Source organism: Kitasatospora sp. NPDC127067 (genome assembly GCF_042724755.1).
In the GTDB taxonomy this organism is placed as follows: domain Bacteria; phylum Actinomycetota; class Actinomycetes; order Streptomycetales; family Streptomycetaceae; genus Kitasatospora; species Kitasatospora lactacystinica.
In genome coordinates this window covers 51,418-65,949 of the sequence record NZ_JBHXEM010000039.1, presented here as the reverse complement: position 1 = coordinate 65,949, position 14,532 = coordinate 51,418, and the positions used below count along the sequence as shown (strand labels likewise).

Genomic DNA, 14,532 nt, shown 5'->3' with positions numbered 1-14,532 from the left:
GTAGTAGGCGAGGTGGCTGGCGAGGGTGCGCACCAGCGGGCCGTGGGGGCCCGGGCGGGGCCGGGGGGGGGGCGCCCCCCCCCGGGGGGGGCCCCCGCCTCGGTACAACCAGTGTTCGTTACTTGCTCGCGCGACGTGTGCTCACGCTGTACTTGTTGGCCGCCTTGGTCTCAGCGCGGACGGCAACCTTCTTGATCTCCATCACACCTCCATGTGTTCTCGCGTGGATTTTCGGCGCCGGGACAGTTCTTGCCGGTCGTCCCGGACGTTCAGGAGCACCCGCATGCGGGTGGCGTGTCGCGCCCGGAGCCAGGCGGCGACCCGTGGTGCCGGTGTACCGGGCAGCAGCCGGTGCACCAGCGAGGCCAGCTTGTCCACGTCGTTGTGCTTCAGCACCACCTGCTCGGCGGCGAGCAGCAACTCGGCGGGCATGCGGCGCAGTCGGTCCGCGCCGGGGCCGTGGGTGAGGTAGGCCATGCCGAGCGCGACGTGGCGGGACTCGTCGCGGCGCACCAGCCGGTACACCTCGCCCAGGCCCTCCTCGCGCAGGCCCTCGTCGAACCAGCGGAACTCGTCGGCGGCGAAGCCCTCGGCCAGGGTGTGGGCCAGGAAGCGGGCGGTGTAGTCGTCCAGGGACCACAGGTCGCGCGACAGCTCCTCGACGGCGTCGCCCGGATCCTTGACCGACCCGGCGACGGCGTGCGCGTAGCGGTGGAAGACCGCCGAGTGCTTGGCCTCGTCGGCCACCGCGGTGGCCAGCACCAGCTTCATGTCGCCCTCGGGGCAGGCGTGCAGCAGGCCGGCCGCCACGTCCATGCCGACCTGTTCGGCGTAGGTGCTGCCGCTCGCGAGCAGCCAGGAGAGCTCGGAGGGCTGGGCGGTCGCGGTCCGGTCCCGCAGGGCCCGGTGGACCACCTCGGCCGGCTCCCAGTCGTGCGAGCGGGCGTCGCGGATGAAGCGGTCGTGCAGGCCGGGGACGCCGCGGGTGCGGTAGCGGGCCACGCCCGACGGACGCGGCCGGTCCGGAGCGCCTTCGGTCCCAGCCATCCCTCACCCCGTTGCCGTCGTGCCGACCGATGTCATGTGCAGGGAAGCAAAACACGGCGGGCCCCGTTGTTCGAGCACTTTCGTCGCTCCGGCCCCGCAAATGCGCCAAGATCCCGGTCGTCGGCGGGACTTGAGCGCTCCGCCGGGCGGTCCGAGGCTGACCAGCGGCGATCGGGACCGGCCGGGTCGCCGGCGTGACCCGTCCGGGAGGGTTCGGCCCGGAACGGAGGATGGCCGAAATCTGATGGATCATCAAATCTTCACGCACACAGTGTCGACGGGCCGCCTATCGTGTGTACGCCATGCATCGATCACGGGGGGTGCCGCCATGCCGGAGGACGACGTTCTGCCACGGGCGACACCGCCCGGGCACTGGCTGAGCCCCGGCGACGCCGGGTACGACGAGGCGCGCGCGGTGTGGAACGGGATGCACGACCGCCGCCCCGCCCGCATCGCCCGCTGCCGCACCGCGGCGGACGTGAGCGAGGCGCTGCGCCACGCGGCGGCCCACGGCCTCGACGTCACCGTCCGCGGCGGCGGCCACAACGTCGGCGGCAGCGCCGTCGCCGACGGCGCGCTGATGATCGACCTGTCGCCGATGCGCGCCGTCACCGTCGACCCGGAGGCCCGCACCGCCGAGGCCCAGGGCGGCTGCCTGCTCAGCGACCTCGACCGGGCCACCGCGCCCTACGAACTGGCCTGCCCCGCCGGCGTCATCTCCCACACCGGCCTGGGCGGACTGGCCCTCGGCGGCGGATACGGCTGGCTCGCCCGCCGCTGGGGCCTTACCTGCGACCACATCCTCGCCGCCGAGGTCGTCCTCGCCGACGGCTCGGTGGTCGAGGCCACCGAGGAGAGCCACCCCGAACTGCTCTGGGCGCTGCGCGGCGGCGGCGGGAACTTCGGCGTGGTCACCCGCTTCACGCTGCGGCTGCGCCCGGTCGGACCGGCGCTCTTCAGCATGGGCGTCCACGCGCTGGACGACGTCCCCGAGGCCCTGGCCGCCTACCGGGCGTACACCGCGCGGCAGCCGGCCGGCCTGCACGTCGTCGGCGGGCTGAAGCGCGCGGGTGAGCAGGAGTGGATACCGGAGCACCTGCGGGGGCGGCACGCGCTGCTGCTCCTGGCGGTGTGGACCGGGGACCCGGAGGAGGGCCGGGCGCAGACCGAGGCGCTCTACCGGGAGGTCGGGCCCGCGGCCCGCGTCAGCATCCCCATGACCTACCCGAAGCTGCAGGCGCTCGGCGACAGCAGCGAGCCCAAGGGCGACCGGTACTTCGTCAAGTCCCGCTACCTCCAGGACCTTTCGCCCGAGGCCGTGGCCCGGCTGGTCGAGGCGACCAGGGCCAACCCGTCCGCGCTCTGCTCGATCGACTTCGAGTTCCTGCGCGGCGCCATCGCGGACGTCCCCGAGGAGGACTCCGCCTTCCCCGGCCGCGCCGCCCCCTACCAGGTGACGGCGGAGGCGCACTGGACCGACCCGGCGCGGGACGCGGAGCACATCGCCTGGTCGCGGGCGACGGTGGAGGGCCTGGAGGCCTTCGGCACCGGCGGGGCGTACGCCAACTACGTCCAGGGCGAGGGCGACCGGAAGGCCCGGGAGATCTACGGCCCGGAGCGCTACGCCCGGCTCGCGGCCGTGAAGAAGGCCTACGACCCGGCGAACGTCCTGCGCGGCAACCTGAACATCCGGCCCGAGTAGGGCGTGTCGGCCGCGCCGGCTCAGAGCGGCGCGGACCCGCGCGGCCCGGCGACCAGCCAGTGCGCGGGCAGCTCGATCCGGGCGCCGTCGGGGGCGGACTCGGTGGTGGCCAGCGGCAGTTCACCGGTGGCGAGGACGTCGAGTCCGGCCGCGCGGAACAGCTCGGGGAAGACCGCGTCGGCGACCTCGGCGGGGGCGAGTCCGTGGGCGAACACGGGGCGCAGCTTCGGGGGCGGGCCGGACGGGCCGCGGACCAGCGCCTCCAGCACGCCCTTGGCCGCCTCGGCGAGCTCGAACACGAAGGCCCGGCCGCGGGCCCCGAGCAGGATGCGAATGCCTTCGGCCACGCGTTGGCGGTCGGCCGGCTCGCTCTGGTGGATCACCCCGCGCACGTACACGTTGGCGTCGCCGAGGCGCCGGTGGAGGGCCCGGACGGCCTCGGCGTCGGTGGCGTCCAAGCGGGTGAACTCGGCCCGCCCGGCCGGGTCGCCGCGCCGGGCGCGGTCCACCGCGGCGGCGGACAGGTCGACCCCGAGGGCGAGCGGGAAGTGCTCGGCGAGGAAGCGGGTCTGGGTGCCGTTGCCGCAGCCGAGGTCGACGACGGGCAGCGCGGGGTCGGCCAGGTGGGGGCGGAACAGGGTGAGGTGGCGTTCGGCGCCGAGGGCCGGTTCGGCGTCCCAGATCACCGCGCCCGGTTCCTCGGGCGCATCGCGCCAGAAGCCCTCCCAGGCGTCCAGGTAGCGGCTCGTCACGCTCATGGCGGGGACCTCCGGGTGTCACGCAAGGTGTCTGGCTCGTGTCTATCGGCACCCGGCCCGCGCGGCAAGCGGGTGCGGGCGGCACCCGGCGGCCGCGCGCGGGCGGCGCGCGACGGGCGCGTACGGGGGCGCGCGGGGCTCAGCTCCCGACGCGGCGCGCCTGGCGCAGCAGGTAGACGCCGGAGGCGGCGGCGAGCACGGCCATGCAGGCGGCGAAGACCAGGCCCGCGCGGGCCAGACCGAGCGGTCCGGTGAGCAGGCCCACCCCGATCACCGGGACCGAGATGCCGAAGTAGGCGACCACGAACAGCGCCGACAGGGCGCCGCCGCGGTGCTCGGCGGGAGCGGCCGCGGCCACCTCGCCCACCGCCCCGCGCAGGCCCATGCCCTGCCCGGCGCCGCCCACCAGGGCGCTGAGCACCAGCGGGAGCACGGTCTCCCGGGCGAGCGAGGCGGCCAGCAGGGCCATCCCGGCGATCAGCACCAGGCAGCCCAGCGGGATCGCCCGGGCGGTGCCGAGCCGGGGCACCAGGAGCTGGCCGAGGGTGGAGGCGAAGAAGGCCGTGAAGACCACCAGGCCGATCACCGCGCGGTTGTGGACCCCGAGGTCGACGGCGAGGAAGGCGGGGCTGACCGAGGTGAACAGGCCCAGCAGGGAGAAGCCGGCGAAGGCGGCGACCGCGGCCGGCACGAACACCCGCCGGACCTCCGGCGGCAGGGACGGCCGGTCGGGCCGGGCCGTGCGCAGCGGGCGGGCCCCGGGGACCGTCTCGGGCAGCAGCCAGGTGAGCGCGAACGAGACGGCGAGCAGCCCCAGGTGCACGACGAACGGCAGGACCAGGGGGTTGGGTGCGTACTGCGAGAGCACGCCCGACAGCAGTGGCCCGCAGCCGAGCCCGCCCATGTTGGCGGCGGTCGCGACGAAGCCCGCGCGGGCCCGGTGCCCGGGCGGGGCGAGTTCCAGCACGTACGCCGTCCCGGTGCCGGTGAACAGGCCGGCCGAGAACCCGGACAGCAGGCGTCCCAGGCAGAGCAGGGCGACGCTGTCCGCGGTGAGGAAGACCACGGCGCTGGCCGCCGAGCAGACCAGCCCGCAGAGCAGCACGGGCCGGCGGCCGACGGAGTCCGAGACGTTGCCGATCAGCAGCAGGACGCCGATGACACCGAAGGCGTACACCGCGAACACGACCGTCACCGTCAGCTCGGAGAAGCCGAGCTTCTCCTGGTACAGCCCGTACAGCGGGGTGGGCAGGGTGGTGCCCGCCATGCAGACGGCGAAAGCGGCGGCGGCGACGAGGTGCCCCACCCGGGCGATGCCGGGCCGGGCGGTCCGACGATCGGTCATTCGCCCACCATAGGCGCGCACCCCGGGCCGGGACCGTGCCGTGCGGGGGAACGCTGCGCCGAATGGCGGTCCGCGCCGGGCCGCCGCCGGGCGCGGACCGCCGCTCGGACCGCCGCTCGGACGGCTGTCGGGCGGTGTCAGCGGTCCGGGTGCCAGGTGGCTTCGAGGGCGGTGGTGCCGTCCGGCCGGGGCGCGGGGCGCCACCGGGCGCGCAGGCCGGACGGGCGGGGCGTACCGATCGCGCCGAGCACGGTGTTGTCGAGCGGGCTGGCGGCCAGTCGGTCCAGCACCCGCGCGACGGCGGTGCGCAGGCCGTGGCCGTGGCGGGGCAGGTCGGGGACGACGGAATGGAACCCAGCGAGGACGGACATGCGGCTCACCTCCGGGAGGACCTGCGGGTCGTGCAGGTGCGGTCCGTCCAGCTTCCGCCGGTTCGCGGCCGCCGCGGGCCGGATTGACGGGCTGCTGACACCGCGCTGACGAACTGCTGACGCGGAGGTGTCCGCCGGGGGGTCCGCCGGGGCGTCAGACCCGGTAGGCGGCGACGTAGCGGGCCGGGTCGCGGCGCAGGTCCCCGTGCCAGCGCTCGCGGCACTGCTCGGCGAAGGTCCGTCCGGTGGCGAGGATCTCCTCCAGCGGGTCCAGGTACCCGAGCACGTGCGGCGGTTCGAGGCCGGCCGCGATCCGGGCCGCGAGGCCGGCCCGGGCCAGCCGCAGCAGCTCGGCGGCCAGCGGGCGGACCGGGTCGCCGCCGAGGCGGGTGGCCAGGCCGAGGGCGGGCAGCTCGGCGAGCGCCGCCCGGTGGTCGTGCAGGGTGTAGCGGCCGAGCAGCTCCCAGGCGGCGGAGAGGGAGGCGGGGTGGTAGCTGAGTCCGGCCCAGAGCGCGGGGACGGCCGGGACGAACGGGTACGGCGGGCCGTCCGAGGCGCGCAGCTCCAGGGTGTCGCGGACTCTGGTGCTGGTCCACAGCTGGTTGAGGTGGGACCTCCAGTGGGCCGGGGTCGGCCGCGAGCCGTCCGGGTAGCCGTGCCGGAGCAGTTCGGCGAAGGTGCGCCCGGGTGGAGCCGGGTGGTAGCGGCCGTCCGGGGTGCGGTAGTGGATCAGCGGGATGTCGAGCGCCCAGTCCACGACGGACCCGACGGTGACGTCGGGGCGCAGCGCGGGCGGCAGCACTCCGCCCCGGCGGGGGTCCATCCGCAGCCAGGCCCAGCACCGGTGGGACAGTCGTCCGCTGGAGGAACTTCCCTCCTGCAGCGGCGAGTTGACGAGCAGGGCGGAGATCACCGGGGCGGCGGCGGTCTGCATCCGCAGCTTGCGGGTGAAGTCGGCGGGGGAGAGGTAGTCCAGGGTGACCTGGGTGGACAGGGAGAGTGCCATCACGTACCGGGCGCGGCTGCCCGGCTCGCCGAGCCCGGTGAAGTAGTCCCGCATGATGGCGCCCCGGGTCATCGGCACCCACCGCATGTCGGCGAGCCGGTCGAAGGGCAGGTAGGCGCCGGGCAGCAGGGCGAGGCCGAACCGGCCGACCAGCTCGGCGAGTTGCTCCAGGGCGGCGCGCATGTCGTCCACCGCCTTGGCCACGGACGGGACGGGCGTCGAGGAGTACTCGATCTGGCCGCCGTGCTCCAGGGTGATCTGGCTGCCGTCCGGGAGTCGGACCCCGGTCAGCCGTCCGGCGTCCTCCTGCCGCTCGCCGCCCCACCTGGCCAGCACGGCCTCCAGGACGGCCAGCACGCCGCGCTCGCCGTCGTAGCGGGCGGCCAGTCCGGTGACCGGGTCGACCAGGCCGCACTCGACCTCGATGCCGATCAGTTCGCCGCGGCCGGGCCGGAACGGGGCCAGCAGTTCGGCCCGGCCGAGTGCCGGGCCCGGGTCCGCGGCGGGGCCCGGGTTCGCGGGGTCCGGCGCCGGGGCGGGGCCCGGCGCCGGACGGGCCTCGTCCTCCGTCACACCGCCCCCACCCGGGTGACGACCCGGGGGTGCCCGGCCCGGTCGAGCAGCGCGCCCACCGCGCCCAGGGCGGACTGCGCCGCGCCCTGGCACCAGGCGTGGGCGCCGGACAGGTGCTCGCCGGCGAAGAAGATCCGCGGGTGCCCCGCCGGGTGCGGGGAGCCGAGTACGGACAGGTAGCGGGTGTGCTCGCCGGGCGTCAGGTGGGCGAAGGCGCCGCCGCCCATGCCGGTCTGCACGTCCCAGTTGCAGTGCACGATGTCGTCCACGTCCCCCGTGATGCCCGGGTGGAGCCGTTCCAGGCAGTCCAGCACCAGCGCGTCCCGGTCCGCCGGCTCCAGTGCGGCGAAGCGGCGGGCGTTGGCACCCCACAGGTACGCGCCGAGCAGGGCCGTCGGCTCGGCCGAGCGCAGCGGGTCGCGCACCGCCCAGCGGGGGCCGGAACTGCCGTTGACCCCGTCCTTCTTCGCCCGCACCGCGTTGTCCGACGGGTACCAGCACTGCTGGATCGGCAGGTCCGTGAAGCTGCCGCCGCCGTGGATGCCGTCCTCCAGCTCCCAGCGGCGGCGGGTGAGGTGCAGGACGGTCTTGATGCTGCTCGCGTAGCTGATGCCGCGGATGGCGTGCCGCTGGGCGTGCGGCAGGCCCGGGGTGACGGTGATCCGGTCGAGCGCGGGCGCCGGGACGCAGCACACCACGTAGTCGACGTCCTCGTGCAGCCGGGCGCCGATCCGCCGGCCGTGCAGCCGGACGCCGTCCGTGGTCAGCGTCAGTTCGTCGACCTGGGTGGAGAGCCGCAGCGTGCCGGGGCGCAGCGAGCCGACGAAGGCGTGGATCAGCGCCTCCAGCCCGTCGACCAGCTCGACCTGCCCGCGGTGGAACAGGCCGAAGTAGTCGACCAGGACCTCCAGCAGCGAGGACTGCTCGTAGTGGGCGAGGCCGGTGGCGTGGCCGACCAGGTCCCAGGCGTCCTGCGACAGGTGCTCGTGGACGAACTGCCACAGCGACACCGAGGCCGCCCGCTCCAGTGCCGGGTCGTCCCAGTGGCCCTCCAGGGTGCGGCGCTGCTGCGCCACGGTCAGGGTGCGCCACACCGAGCCGAGCAGGTGGTCCAGCACCGGGCCCGGGGGCTGCCGCTCGGCCGGGCGCAGCTCGTACGCGGGGAACAGCGTCGCGACGTCCTGTACCCGGGCCCGCCGGCCGCGCAGGTGGTAGTAGGCGTGCGGGTTGGCGTTGACGAAGGGGCGGGTCGCCAGCCGGAACCGGGAGACGTAGTGCAGCACGCAGTGGTGGTTGCCGGGGATGCGCATGGCGCCGAGGTCCACGTGGGTGCCGTCCCAGAAGCGGTGGGTGCGCACCCGCCCGCCCGGCCGGTTCGCCCGCTCGTACACGACGACGTCGAACCCGCGGCGCTGCAGCTCGTAGGCGCACACCAGCCCGGAGACGCCCGCCCCGACCACCGCCACCCGGCCCCGGGCGCCGGCCACCGGTTCCTCCAGCGAACGCGGGAAGGCAAAGCTCGTCTCGAACATCGGCACCGTACCCCTCTGAGGCGGGACCCCCGCCCCAGCCTCGGCCAGGCACCCCGGGCATGCCACTTCGCGGCGCCGATGCGAGTGACGGGTGGGGGCGGTGAACCCGGCCGGTGCGGGGGGCCGTAGGACCGAAGTGGGCGCGCGCAGCGGTGCGGCCGCGAAGCAGCGGGTGCGTCCGTGAGGAACCGGGGAGGAACTGGATGCAGTCCCGACGCGACCAGGTGCAGGCACACCTGTTCGTGATGAGCAGGCTGGCCTCGGGCATGCTGCGGGCGGAGCCCGACGCGCCGGACACCCCCACCGGGCGCACCACCCGGGGCACCATGACGGGCCTGGCGGTGGGGGTGCTGATCGGGCTGGGCGTCACGGTGTACGGGGTGATCCGGCCCGGTGGCGGTGACGGCTGGGCCAAGCCCGGCACGCTGGTGGTGGTCGAGGAGACCGGTGCCCGGTACCTGTCCATCGGCGGGCAGCTGCACCCGGTGCTGAACGACACCAGCGCCAGGCTGCTGGCCGGTGAGCAGATGACGGTGCGGCAGGTGAGCCGGGCGTCGATCGCGGACGCGCCGCGCGGCGCCCCGGTCGGGATCGTCGGCGCCCCGGACGGGCTGCCGCCGGCCGCCGACCTGGCGGGCGGCACCTGGCTGGTCTGCGCCACCGCCCAGCCCGGCCCGACCGGCACCCCGGTACCGAAGCTCGCCCTGCTGGTGGACCCGGCGGCCGAGGGGCGGGCGCTGGCGCCCGGCCAGGGTCTGCTGGTCGCCGCCCCGGACGGCTCGACGCATCTGCTCTGGCAGGGCCAGCGGCTGCGCGTCGACACCGCCAACCAGGCGCTCCAGGCGCTCGGCTACGGCGGTGCGACGCCGTTCCCGGTGCCGGCCGGGGTGCTGAACGCGCTGCCGGCCGGGCCCGACCTCGCGGCGCCCGCCGTCGCCCGGCGCGGCGAGGCGGGCCCGGCGCTGGGCGGGAAGCCGACCCGGATCGGCCAGCTCTTCGAGGCCCCCGGCGGCGCGCACTACCTGCTCACCAAGGACGGCCTCGCCCCGCTCACCCCGACCCTGTACGCCCTGCTGCTCGGTGACCCGCGCACCCAGAAGGAGGCGTACGGCAGCGCGGCCCCGGCGCCCGCGCCGATCGGCGCCCTGGACCTCGCCGGGCACACCGCGCCCGGCGGACCGCCGCCCCCGGGGCTCCCGGAGGCGCCGCCGACGCTGGTCGCCCCGCTGCACGGCGAGGGCGTCTGCGCCGACCTGCACGCCGGCGCCGGCGCCCCGACCACCGCCGTCACCGTGCTGCCCGCCGGCCGGGCCTACGAGGGCCGCCCCCCGGCGGCCCCGGCCGGTCCGGCGGGCGGCACGGCGGGTGCGGCCTGCACCGTCGCCGACCGGATCGCCGTCCGGCCGGGGCGCGGTGCCCTGGTGCGCGCCCTGTCGGGCGCCGGCGCCGGTGGCACCGAGTACCTGGTCACCGAGGCCGGGGTGCGCTACCCGCTGCCCTCGGCGGCGGTCGTCAAGCAGCTCGGTTACGGCGGCGCGACGCCGGTCGCCGTCCCGGCCGCGGTGGTGGCCCTGCTGCCGGCCGGCCCGAGCCTCGACCCGGCGGCCCTGGCGGACGCCGCGGCCTCGGGCGCGCCCACCGTCGCGGCGGTCACCGCAGGGGTTCCCGGAACCGCCGCCGTGCCCGTCGCAGGGGTTGCGCTCGACGCCGCCGTGTCCGCCGCCACGACGGCGACCTGCGGCTGAACCGCCGGTCGCGGCGGTCCCGTTGAGTCGATCAGAGCCGCGCGCGACCGGCGCGCGGAGAGAAAGGAGCACCTGGTGAGCACGCCGGCGAACTTGAACAAACAGGACGAGGCGATCCGCAAGGCGCTGTCCGACATCGAGCAGCAGATCGAGGGCATGATCACCGCCGGCCGCACGGTCGAGCGGATCAAGCAGGAACTGGCCAGCGGATACATCTCCGGGGCCAGCTCGACCTTCCAGCAGAAGGTCGAGGACTGGATGACGCGCTACCACACGGTCATCGGCGCGTTCGAGCGCTTCGCGGAGTCCACCAAGGTCGCCGACCAGGTCCTCAGCCACGCCGAGGAAGAGGCCCGGCTGCACGCGGCCGACGGCATCGTCGACGCGCTGAACGGCGCCTGACGGCGCGCCACGGAGAGGAAAGGAACGAGCTCATGTCGATGGACAACTTCGGGAGCATCCAGCTCCACCACGAGACCGTCGCCCAGGCGGCGAGCGAGCTGGGCCAGGCGGGCCAGCTGATGGACGACGCCCTGTGGGAGGTGGAGCGGAAGCTCAACTCCCTGACCGAGAGCGGAAACTTCCAGGGTGCCGCGGCCGACGCCTTCACGGAGTTCAAGCAGGCCGTGACGGCCAACGCCGGACAGATGAACCAGGACATCATCGCCGCCGGCGGGAAGCTCACCAACATGCACCACATCATGAACGAGGCCGACCAGAGCGCGCGCAAGCAGTTCGGCTAGTCGAGAGGGCGGAGGCGCTCCCCATGGGTGAAACCACGATCAAGGTCTCGACCAGCGGCCTCAAGGCGTTCGCCACGAATCTGGAGACCTTCCGGATCGACCTCGGCACGGAGGCGAACACGGTGCAGACCTGTCCGCCCGTGCTGCCGGGCAACACCAGTGTGCTGGAGATCCAGACGCTGAAGACCGGCGTCGACGCCTTCATGGGCAGTGTGAAGGACGCACTGACCACGATCCAGCTCGACGCCAAGCACACCAAGCTGGATCTGGAGATGGCCGGCGTCATGTTCGCGGACGGCGAGGACCACAGCCTGACGGAGGCGGAGACGATGGAGCTCTTCAAGGACGTCCTGGGCGGCGGCACTCCCAAGCCCCCGACCAGCACCGGCTGAGCGCCCCCCGGTCGTCGGGCGGACCATCCGTCCGGCGGCCGGACCGACACCCGTTCCGTTCCCGCTCCGCCCCGTGTGCCTCCGGGAGGAAGTCATGGCAGAAACAGCACCGAAGCACTATCCGTGGGAAGACGGCCTGACGGCGTTCGCGGCCTCGACGCAGAGCTCGATCATGAGCCGGGACACGGTGATCGGCAAACCGTGGATCACCGGGATCCAGGTCAGCAGCACCCTCAAGTCGACGAACGACGCACTGAAGCCGTACAAGAAGGACGAGGGCCAGGCCGGCTTCGACATGTGGGCCGAGTGGCTCTACCCGAAGGGCGACGACACCTACGAGTGGAGCACGATCGTCGGCGTCACGGTCGACTGGAACTTCTGGCAGCTCCAGCCGCCCGCCGGCGACACCGACACCCCGCTCGGGCACTTCGGGCACGCCGCGGACAACATCCTCGGACCGCTGATCTGGGGCAACGGGTACAACGACCGCACCAGCGCCCCGAGTTTCGAACAGGCGGCGACGGTCATCTCGGCCGTCAACACCTGGGTCAAGGAACAGCAGGGGATCGTCCAGGGCTGGGCCGACAGCGTCGAGGGTGCCGGCAGCGAGTTCCAGGGCAGCGCGGCGGGCCGGTTCAAGGAAGTCCTCATCGGGCTGCGGAACCAGCTCATCCAGGTGCACGTCGAGCTCGGCGACGACGCCGACGCCAAGGCGAAGTGCCTGCGCGAGACCGCGGAGGCGCTGCGCGCCGCGTACAAGGGGTTGTACAGCGGCTACGCCGCCTGGAGGGCGGTCCCGGACAAACGGCTCGAGTCGGGGACGCAGTGGAAGCTCAAGAACGACGACCTGGACAAGGACGGCAAGGGGGTGTCGTTCTCCTGGCCCTCCGAGTGCGTCCACTCGGCCTTCGGCGCGGCCACGGCCTACGTGACGCCGACGATGACCAAGAACGGTGACGGAACGCGCACCTTCAAGTTCGCGGCCACCGGAGCGGCTCCGTCACCGGACGACAAGGAAGCCCTGAAGGCCTGGATCGACGAGATCTCCAAGAAGATCTGGACCTCGTGGATCGAGATCGTCCTGGACAAGCAGGCGACCGAGGTGATGGCCACCTTCAAGACGGCGTACGCGCACGCCGCCGCCGTCCTCCAGAAGCTCGAACCCCCGCAGAAGTGGCTGCCGGCCGACAAGCCGCCGACCCAGGAGGGCCCCAAGCCGCCGCCCGGTACCGGCGGCGGCGGTGCGGGTGACGGCGGTGCGGGCGGCGGTGCGGGCGGTGGCGGCACCGGCGGGATCGGCGGGATCGGTGACAACAAGGACAAGAAGGGACCCGGGGGCGGCTCCGGCACGGGCAAGATCCCGCCTCCACCGCCCACCACGGTGCCCGGGAACCCTGGCGGCATCGGTGGCAACAAGGGCCCCGGTGGCGGCCAGTCGACGCTGCTGGACGGAAAGGGAAAGCCGGTCCTCGGCAAGGACGGCAACCCGATCACCGTGCCGCCCGGCAGCACCGTCAACGGCAAGGGCGAGGTGATCGGCCCGGACGGCAAGCCGGTGCTCGGCAAGGACGGCAAGCCGATCATCGTTCCCCCGGGGACGACGGTCAGCAAGCCGACGACCGTGCCGGGCACCGACAACACGACCGGCGGGGGCGCGTTCAAGGTGCCGGTCGGTTCCAAACGGAACGACGACGGCACCGTCACCGGCCCGGACGGCAACCTGCTGAAGGACGCCAACGGCAACACGGTCGTGCTCGGCAAGGACGACACGATCGACAAGGACGGCATCGTCCGGGGGTCGGACGGCAGGCCGGTCTCCCAGTTCGAGCAGCTGATGAACGACCAGGCGCACGCCATCATCGCCGGCCGCCCCGGCACCGGCGTCAGCTACCCCGGCGGAGGAGTCTCCACCGGAGGCAACTGGACCGGGCTGCCGTCGTTCGGCGGGATCTCCACCGGGACCGGGACGGGTGGCATCACCACCTCGTTCAAGGGCGGCCCGGACCTGGCGGGCCAGTCGTTCGGCGGCTCGGGCGGCCGCGGCGGCATCGGCGGCATCGGCGCGTCCGGCCCGCCGACCATCGGCATCGGCGGCCGGTCGGCAGTGATGGGCGACGCGGCCAAGGCCGCCGAACTCGCCGCCGAGGCGCAGGCCGGCCGCTCCGCCGCGGGACGGGCCGCGACGGCCGCCGCCGAGGAGTCCCAGCTGATGGGCCGGGGCATCTCGACCACGGGCGGCAGCGGCGGCATGAGCGGCCCGATGATGCCGCCGATGGGTGCCGGCGCCGGCGCCGGGGCCGCCGGCGGCCAGGGCGAGAAGGAGCGCCAGCGCACCACCTGGCTGTCCGAGGACGAGGAGGTCTGGGGCACCGACTCCGGTGCGGTGACGGGGGTCATCGGCCGCTGATCGGGGCGCTCGCGGCCGGAGTCGAACCGGGCGGGCGGGCGCAGCCGTAGAGAGGACCGTACGACCCCATGGACCGGTGCGTCCCGGGCCCGACACCTCCGGGCCCGGGACGCACCCTCGGGAAGAGAGGGAGGTGCGGGCGTGGAGTTCCCGTTCACCGCACAGATCGAGCAGGCGATGGCCGCGCTGGGGGAACAGCAGGCCAGGATGGCCGCGGCGGCCAAGGAGCTGGAGACGGCGACCGCCTCGGTGACCTCCAAGGACCGGCTGGTCACCGCCGTGGTCGGAGCGCAGGGACAGGTGGTGTCGCTGACCTTCCACACCACCGCCTACCGCTCGATGGCCCCGGGCGAGCTGTCCAAGGCCCTCATCGACGTGCTCAACACCGCGCGGGCCGACATGGGCGACCGGGTGGCCGAGACGATGAGCGGGTTCAGCGGCCTCGGCGAGACCCTGGCGGCCTCGATGACCGGCGGCACCGAACTGGACGACCTCTTCGCCCCGCTGCGGCAGATGCGGCCCGGGTTCGCCGACGCGGCGGCGGCCGAGGAGCGGCGCAAGCGCGACCGGCAGGAGGAGTTCCGTGGCTAAGCCGAAGCTGACCGCGCTGTCGGACCTGACCGACAAGTTCTCCAAGTACCCCGAACTGTCCGACCTCTTCCATGAGTTCGAGGTCAAGACCGGGGAGATCAACGAGTACAACAAGAACTCGGCCGGCCACGACGAGATCGGCACGACGTACCACGACAACGTCGACGAGCCCACCACGTCGATCACGGAGCTGTTCAAGAAGGTGCGGAAGACGGTCGAGAGCGCCGGGAGGGGCGGGACGAACACCTCCAACATCCTCAACGACGCCGACCAGGACGCCAAGAACGCCTGACGAGGCCCCTCCGGCCCGCCCCGCGCCC

14 protein-coding genes are annotated in these 14,532 nt (G+C 74.1%); 8 read left to right on the top strand and 6 right to left on the bottom strand.

The window, feature by feature from the left end:
- Window positions 1-201 precede the first annotated feature (201 nt).
- Complete coding sequence (locus ACFWJ4_RS18230) at window positions 202-1,047, bottom strand: ferritin-like domain-containing protein (protein WP_380545078.1); 846 nt, start codon at window positions 1,045-1,047, stop codon at window positions 202-204.
- Window positions 1,048-1,375: 328 nt separating this feature from the next.
- On the opposite strand from ACFWJ4_RS18230, the gene ACFWJ4_RS18225 reads away from it, so the two are divergent.
- Window positions 1,376-2,749, top strand: a complete 1,374-nt coding sequence (locus tag ACFWJ4_RS18225; protein ID WP_380545076.1) for an FAD-binding oxidoreductase — start codon at window positions 1,376-1,378, stop codon at window positions 2,747-2,749.
- Window positions 2,750-2,769: 20 nt separating this feature from the next.
- Here the strand turns inward: ACFWJ4_RS18225 and ACFWJ4_RS18220 are convergent, their stop codons facing one another.
- The 5 genes from ACFWJ4_RS18220 to ACFWJ4_RS18200 form a co-directional block, all read right to left on the bottom strand.
- Window positions 2,770-3,507 (bottom strand): methyltransferase domain-containing protein, encoded by a 738-nt coding sequence (locus tag ACFWJ4_RS18220; RefSeq protein ID WP_380545074.1) that lies wholly within the window; start codon window positions 3,505-3,507, stop codon window positions 2,770-2,772.
- Between the two features lie 139 nt (window positions 3,508-3,646).
- On the bottom strand, window positions 3,647-4,852 hold the full coding sequence (locus ACFWJ4_RS18215; RefSeq protein WP_380545072.1) for an MFS transporter: 1,206 nt from the start codon (window positions 4,850-4,852) through the stop codon (window positions 3,647-3,649).
- Between the two features lie 137 nt (window positions 4,853-4,989).
- On the bottom strand, window positions 4,990-5,223 hold the full coding sequence (locus ACFWJ4_RS18210; RefSeq protein WP_380545071.1) for a hypothetical protein: 234 nt from the start codon (window positions 5,221-5,223) through the stop codon (window positions 4,990-4,992).
- A 154-nt stretch (window positions 5,224-5,377) separates the two neighbouring features.
- Window positions 5,378-6,802: a glutamate-cysteine ligase family protein gene (locus tag ACFWJ4_RS18205; RefSeq protein WP_380545069.1), complete on the bottom strand. Its 1,425-nt coding sequence runs from the start codon at window positions 6,800-6,802 to the stop codon at window positions 5,378-5,380.
- Window positions 6,799-8,334: a flavin monoamine oxidase family protein gene (locus ACFWJ4_RS18200; protein ID WP_380545067.1), complete on the bottom strand. Its 1,536-nt coding sequence runs from the start codon at window positions 8,332-8,334 to the stop codon at window positions 6,799-6,801. Before ACFWJ4_RS18200 ends, ACFWJ4_RS18205 begins: the two co-directional genes overlap by 4 nt.
- A 203-nt stretch (window positions 8,335-8,537) precedes the next feature.
- On the opposite strand from ACFWJ4_RS18200, the gene eccB reads away from it, so the two are divergent.
- The 7 genes from eccB to ACFWJ4_RS18165 all read left to right on the top strand — a co-directional run bounded on the left by eccB (window position 8,538) and on the right by ACFWJ4_RS18165 (window position 14,504).
- Entirely contained in the window at window positions 8,538-10,079 is a 1,542-nt protein-coding gene (eccB, locus tag ACFWJ4_RS18195; RefSeq protein WP_380545065.1) for a type VII secretion protein EccB, read from the top strand.
- Between the two features lie 75 nt (window positions 10,080-10,154).
- Window positions 10,155-10,481 carry a hypothetical protein gene (locus tag ACFWJ4_RS18190; protein ID WP_359899443.1) on the top strand — a complete coding sequence of 109 codons (327 nt, stop codon included), beginning with the start codon at window positions 10,155-10,157 and terminating at the stop codon, window positions 10,479-10,481.
- 32 nt (window positions 10,482-10,513) lie between these two features.
- Window positions 10,514-10,822, top strand: a complete 309-nt coding sequence (locus tag ACFWJ4_RS18185; RefSeq protein ID WP_359899441.1) for a WXG100 family type VII secretion target — start codon at window positions 10,514-10,516, stop codon at window positions 10,820-10,822.
- 23 nt (window positions 10,823-10,845) lie between these two features.
- Window positions 10,846-11,214, top strand: coding sequence for a hypothetical protein (locus tag ACFWJ4_RS18180; RefSeq protein WP_380545063.1), 369 nt, complete (start codon window positions 10,846-10,848; stop codon window positions 11,212-11,214).
- A 94-nt stretch (window positions 11,215-11,308) separates the two neighbouring features.
- Entirely contained in the window at window positions 11,309-13,621 is a 2,313-nt protein-coding gene (locus ACFWJ4_RS18175) for a hypothetical protein (protein WP_380545061.1), read from the top strand.
- A 141-nt stretch (window positions 13,622-13,762) separates the two neighbouring features.
- Window positions 13,763-14,212, top strand: a complete 450-nt coding sequence (locus tag ACFWJ4_RS18170) for a YbaB/EbfC family nucleoid-associated protein (protein WP_359899436.1) — start codon at window positions 13,763-13,765, stop codon at window positions 14,210-14,212.
- Window positions 14,205-14,504, top strand: a complete 300-nt coding sequence (locus tag ACFWJ4_RS18165; protein ID WP_380545059.1) for a hypothetical protein — start codon at window positions 14,205-14,207, stop codon at window positions 14,502-14,504. Before ACFWJ4_RS18170 ends, ACFWJ4_RS18165 begins: the two co-directional genes overlap by 8 nt.
- The last annotated feature ends 28 nt before the right edge of the window (window positions 14,505-14,532 follow it).